This is a genomic window from Embleya sp. NPDC005971 (genome assembly GCF_040629175.1).
In the GTDB taxonomy this organism is placed as follows: domain Bacteria; phylum Actinomycetota; class Actinomycetes; order Streptomycetales; family Streptomycetaceae; genus Embleya.
Window position 1 is genome coordinate 1 of sequence record NZ_JBEXUX010000144.1, and the last position, 5,772, is coordinate 5,772.

1 protein-coding gene is annotated in these 5,772 nt (G+C 71.8%); it reads left to right on the forward strand.

Translation table 11 applies throughout. From position 1 onward, the window contains the following. Positions 1–5,772: SDR family NAD(P)-dependent oxidoreductase (locus ABZ374_RS47760; RefSeq protein WP_360324904.1), on the forward strand; the 5,772-nt coding region annotated here is incomplete at both ends.

Below are 5,772 nucleotides of genomic sequence, written 5' to 3' on the forward strand. Positions count from 1 at the left end.
CCCTGGACGCGGAGTACTGGTACAGCAACCTGCGCGAGACCGTGCGGTTCGAGGAGACGGTGCGGCTGCTGCTCGCGCAGGGCTTCGACACCTTCATCGAGGCCAGCGCACACCCCGTCCTGACCACCGCGCTCACTGACACGATCGAGTCCGCCGACACGCAGGCCGTGGTCCTGGGCACCCTGCGCCGGGGCGAGGGTGGACCGGAGCGCTTCGCCACCGCCTTGGCGGAGGCGTACGTCGGCGGTCTCGCCGTGGACTGGTCCCTGCGGTCGGGCGATCATCACGATCACGACCGCGAATCGGCGCTCGTGGATCTGCCGACCTATGCCTTCCAGCACGAGCGCTATTGGCTGGAACGTACGGCGTCCGCCGGTGACGCGCGCGGGTTCGGCTTGACCGGGGCGGACCACCCGCTGCTCGGCGCGGCGATGCAACTCGGCGGCGGCCAGGGCGCGGTACTCACCGGTCGAATCTCGCTCCGGTCGCACCCCTGGTTGCGCGATCACGCGGTGGCCGGGACGGTACTGCTGCCCGGAACCGCGTTCGTGGAGCTGGTGGTTCGGGCCGGCGACGAGGTCGGCTGCGGTCGCATCGCCGAACTCGCGCTGGAAGCACCGCTGGTGATTCCCGAGCGTGGGGCCGTGCAGATCCAGGTGTTCGTCGATGCACCCGACGACGACGGACAGTGCGGTGTGTCCGTGTACGGGCGCACCCAGAGCGGCGGAGACGGCGGGGCCCGGGACGACGTGTGGGTCCGCCATGCCTCCGGTGTGCTGGCGCCGTCCGTTGTCGAAGCCGTGCCGGAACTCGGGAGCTGGCCGCCCGCGGGCGCGCGACCCGTGGCCCTGGACGGCTTCTACACCGAACTGGCCGCCACGGGATACGGCTACGGCCCGGCGTTCCAGGGCCTGCGTGCCGCCTGGCGGGTGGGCAAGGATGTGTACGCCGAGGTGGCGCTGCCCACCGAACAGGTGCGGGACGCCGAACGATTCGCCTTGCACCCGGCTCTGCTGGACGCCGCGCTGCACGCCGCCGGCCACAGCGGGCTGGCCCCGGCGGAGCCCGGCACGGTCCGCTTGCCCTTCGTGTGGACGGACGCCGCCCTGTACGCGACCGGTGCCACCGCGCTGCGGGTGCGGTTGTCCGTCACCGGCACGGACACGCTCGCGGTGCTCGCGGCCGACTCCGCCGGACGGCCGGTGTTCGCCGCGCGGGGCCTGACCGTGCGCGCGATGGCGCCGGACCGGCTCGACCTCGGGCGCGACCCCGCCCACGACTCGCTCTTCCTGCTCGATTGGATCCCGGTCGAACCGGCGGAGACCACGACGGGTACGTGGGCCGTCCTCGGGACGGCCGCGTCGGGCCTGGCCGCAGGGCTGCGGGCGCGGAACCTCGACGCCGAGGCATACGCCGAACTGGCCGCGGTCGGTGAGCGCGAAGGCGCCGTTCCGGACGTGGTCGCACTGACCTGCCTCCCTCCGACCGACATCGTGGCCGACGCTCCCGCGACGGCGGACCTGGTCGTGGCGACACTCACGGGTGTCCTCGACCTGGTCCGGACGTGGCTCGCCGACGGGCGCTTCGCCGTCTCCCGGCTGGTGGTCGTGACGCGCGGTGCCGTCCGAACGGCCGACGGGTCCGATGGCGCGGATCTCGCCCACGCGCCCCTCTGGGGACTGCTGCGCAGTGCGCAGAGCGAACACCCGGACCGCTTCGTGCTCGTCGATCTCGATCCCGACGACCCGTCCTTCGCGGCGCTCCCCGGCGCCCTGTCCTGCGGGGAACCGCAGGTCGCGGTGCGCGACGGCGCCCTGTTGGCGCCACGGCTGGCCCGGGTCGAGTCGGGCGCGGGCCTGGTGCCCCCGCCCACCGGAGCCTGGCGCCTGGAGACGGCTCGGGCGGGTGCCCTGTCGGACCTGGCCCTGCTGCCCACACCGGCGGCGGAACGGCCGTTGGGACCGGTCGACGTGCGCATCGCCGTGCACGCGGCCGGGGTCAACTTCCGTGACGTGCTGATCGGTCACGGCATGGTGCCCAATCAGAGCGGCATGGGCAGCGAAGGCGCCGGTGTGGTCACCGAGGTCGGACCGGAGGTGTCCGGACTCGCGGTCGGCGACCGGGTGTTCGGGATGTTCCGGGATGCCTTCGGCCCGATCGCCGTGGCCGACGGCCGGATGGCGGCGCCGATGCCGGTCGGTTGGTCGTTCGAGCAGGCGGCGTCGGTGCCGGTGGTGTTCCTGACGGCGTATTACGGGCTGGCGGAGTTGGGTGGTCTGCGGCCGGGTGAGTCGGTGCTGGTGCATGCGGGTGCCGGTGGTGTGGGGATGGCGGCGGTGCAGATCGCGCGTCATCTGGGTGCCGAGGTGTTCGCGACGGCGAGTGTCGGCAAGTGGGGCACGTTGCGGTCGTTGGGTCTGGACGATGCGCATATCGCGGATTCGCGTTCGCTCGATTTCGAGGAGCGGTTCCGTGCGGCCACGGCGGGTCGTGGTGTGGATGTGGTGTTGAACTCGCTTGCGGGTGAGTTCGTGGACGCGTCGTTGCGGTTGTTGGCCGATGGCGGTCGGTTGTTGGAGATGGGCAAGACCGACATCCGGGATGCGGAGGCGGTGCAGGCGGCCCATCCGGGTGTCTCGTATCAGGCGTACAACCTGTTGGAGGCGGGTCCGGAGCGCATCGGGGCTTTGCTCGGCGACCTGTTGGGCCTGTTCGAATCGGGTGCGCTCGCGCCGATCGTGGTGCGGTCGTTCGATGTGCGGCGGGCGCCGGAGGCGTTCCGGTTCATGGCGCAGGCCAGGCACGTGGGCAAGTTGGTGTTGCGGATGCCGAAGCCGCTCGACCGGGACGGTACGGTCCTGATCACGGGCGGGACCGGCACGCTCGGCGCTTTGGTGGCCCGCCATCTGGTCGCCGAACACGGCGTACGCAGCCTGGTGTTGATCAGTCGCAGCGGCACGGAAGCCGCCGGCGCGGCCGAGTTGTCGGCCGAACTCACCGCCCTCGGGGCGCGGATCGCGGTCGAGGCGTGTGATGCGGCGGATCGCGAGGCTCTGGCCGGTGTGTTGGGGCGGATTCCCGCGGGTGCACCGCTGACCGGTGTCGTGCATGCGACCGGGGTCCTGGACGACGGCCTGATCGAGTCGATGACCCCCGAGCAACTGGAACGTGTACTGCGGTCCAAGGTCGACGGTGCGATCAACCTGCACGAACTGACCGCCGACCACGACCTCTCCGCCTTCGTACTCTTCTCCTCCCTGGCCGGCGTGCTCGGCAATGTCGGCCAGTCGGGCTACGCGGCGGCCAACACCTTCCTGGACGCCCTCGCACGCCGGCGGCACGCCGACGGCCTCCCCGCGACTTCCGTGTCGTGGGGTCTGTGGGCCGACGCGAGCGGTATGACCGGGCACCTCGGCCGGCAGGACCTGGCCCGGATGCGCCGCTCCGGCATCGCGGCGATGACCGTCGAGCAGGGCCTCGGCCTGCTCGACGCGGCCCTGAACATCGACGAACCGCACATCGTCGCGGCCCGGTTGGAGCACACCGCGCTTCGCACCCAGGCCGCGGCCGGTTCGCTGCCGAGGCTCCTCCGGGGTCTGGTCCGCATCCGCGAGGTACGCCGTGCCGTCGAGACCACCGTCGTCGGGCAGCACAACCCGCTGGCCCGCGAGCTGGCGAACGTCACGACGGCCGAGCAGACCCGCATCCTGGTCGACCTGGTACGTGCGAACGTCGCCGCGGTCCTGGGCCACGGCTCCACCGAAGCGGCGGACGCCGAACGCGCGTTCAAGGATCTCGGCTTCGACTCGCTCACCTCCGTCGAGTTGCGCAACCGCCTCAACACGGCCACCGGCCTGCGGTTGCCCACCACGCTGGTGTTCGACCACCCGACCCCGCTCGCGCTCGCCGGATTCCTCCGTGCCGAACTGCTCGGTACCGCCGGGGCCGAGGTCGCCGCGATCCCGGTCGACCGACCCGCGGTGGACAACGAGGCCATCGCGATCGTCGGCATGGCCTGCCGGTTCCCGGGCGGTGTCGGCTCGCCGGAGGACCTGTGGCGGCTGGTGGCCGAGGGCCGCGACGCGATCGGCGACTTCCCCACCGACCGCGGCTGGGACCTGGACGGCCTGTACGACCCCGACCCCGGCCGACACGGCAAGAGCTATGTGCGCTCGGGCGGATTCCTGGACGACGTCGCCGACTTCGACGCCGAGTTCTTCGGGATCTCGCCGCGCGAGGCACTGGCGATGGATCCGCAGCAAAGGCTCCTGATGGAGTCCTCGTGGGAGGCGATCGAGCGGGCCGGCATCGACCCGGCCACGCTGCGCGGCAGCCGCACCGGCGTGTTCTTCGGCATGCTCGCCAAGGACTACGCCGCGCGCCTGGACCGTACTCCCGAAGACGTCGAGGGCTACCTCGGCACCGGCAACGCCAGCAGCGTCGGCTCCGGCCGGGTCGCCTACACCTTCGGCCTGGAAGGGCCGGCGGTGAGCGTCGACACCGCGTGCTCGTCCTCGCTGGTGAGTCTGCATCTGGCGGTGCAGGCGCTGCGTGGCGACGAGTGCTCGATGGCACTGGTCGGTGGTGTCAGCGTGATGCCGACGCCCGGCCTGTTCGTCGAGTTCAGTCGCCAACGCGGCCTCGCGACGGACGGCCGCAGCAAGGCGTTCTCCGCGACGGCGGACGGCACGAGTTGGTCCGAGGGCGTCGGCGTGCTGCTGGTGGAACGGCTCTCGGACGCGGAGCGCAATGGTCACCGGGTGCTGGCCGTGGTGCGCGGCAGCGCGATCAACCAGGACGGTGCGAGCAACGGCCTGGCCGCGCCCAGCGGTCCGTCGCAGCAGCGGGTGATCCAGCAGGCGTTGGCGAACGGTCGGTTGAGTGCGCAGGACGTGGATGCCGTCGAGGCGCACGGGACCGGAACGACGCTCGGCGACCCGATCGAGGCCCAGGCGATCATCGCCACCTACGGACAGGGCCGCGACCCCGAACTGCCGCTGTGGCTCGGCTCGCTCAAGTCGAACCTCGGCCACGGGCAGGCGGTTTCCGGCGTCGCCGGGGTGATCAAGACGGTCATGGCCCTGCGCGCGGGCCTGCTGCCCAAGACGCTGCATGTGACCGAACCGACCCCGCATGTGGACTGGACGGCGGGCGACGTGCGCTTGCTGACCGAGGCGCGGGAGTGGCCGGACACGGGTCGGCCGCGGCGAGCGGGTGTCTCTTCGTTCGGGATCAGCGGTACGAACGCGCATGTGGTGCTGGAACAGGCGGCCGTCGAGGACCCGGCCCCCGAGCCGTCGACCGCGGCCGGGCCCACCGGTGGCACGCTGCCGTTCGTGGTGTCGGGCAAATCGGCGACCGCGCTGCGCGCACAGGCGCTTCGATTGGGCGACTTCGTGGGCGAATCGGCGGAGTCGGACGCCCGGACGACGGCGTCGGCGCTGGTGGCATCGCGGGCGTTGCTGGAGCACCGCGGGGTGGTACTCGCCGCGGATCGGGCCGAGTTGACGGCGGGCCTGGCGGCGCTGGCCGCCGGGGACACCGGATCGCGGGTGTTCTCGGGCGCGGTGCGGTCTTCGGGTCGGACGGTCTTCGTCTTTCCTGGTCAGGGTTCGCAGTGGTTGGGGATGGCTGCGGAACTGGTGGATTCGTCGCCGGTGTTCGCGGGGCGGATTGCCGAGTGTGAGGCGGCTCTTGCGCCGTTCGTGGACTGGTCGTTGGTGTCGGTGTTGCGGTCGGGGTCGGAGGAGTGGCTCGACCGGGTGGATGTGG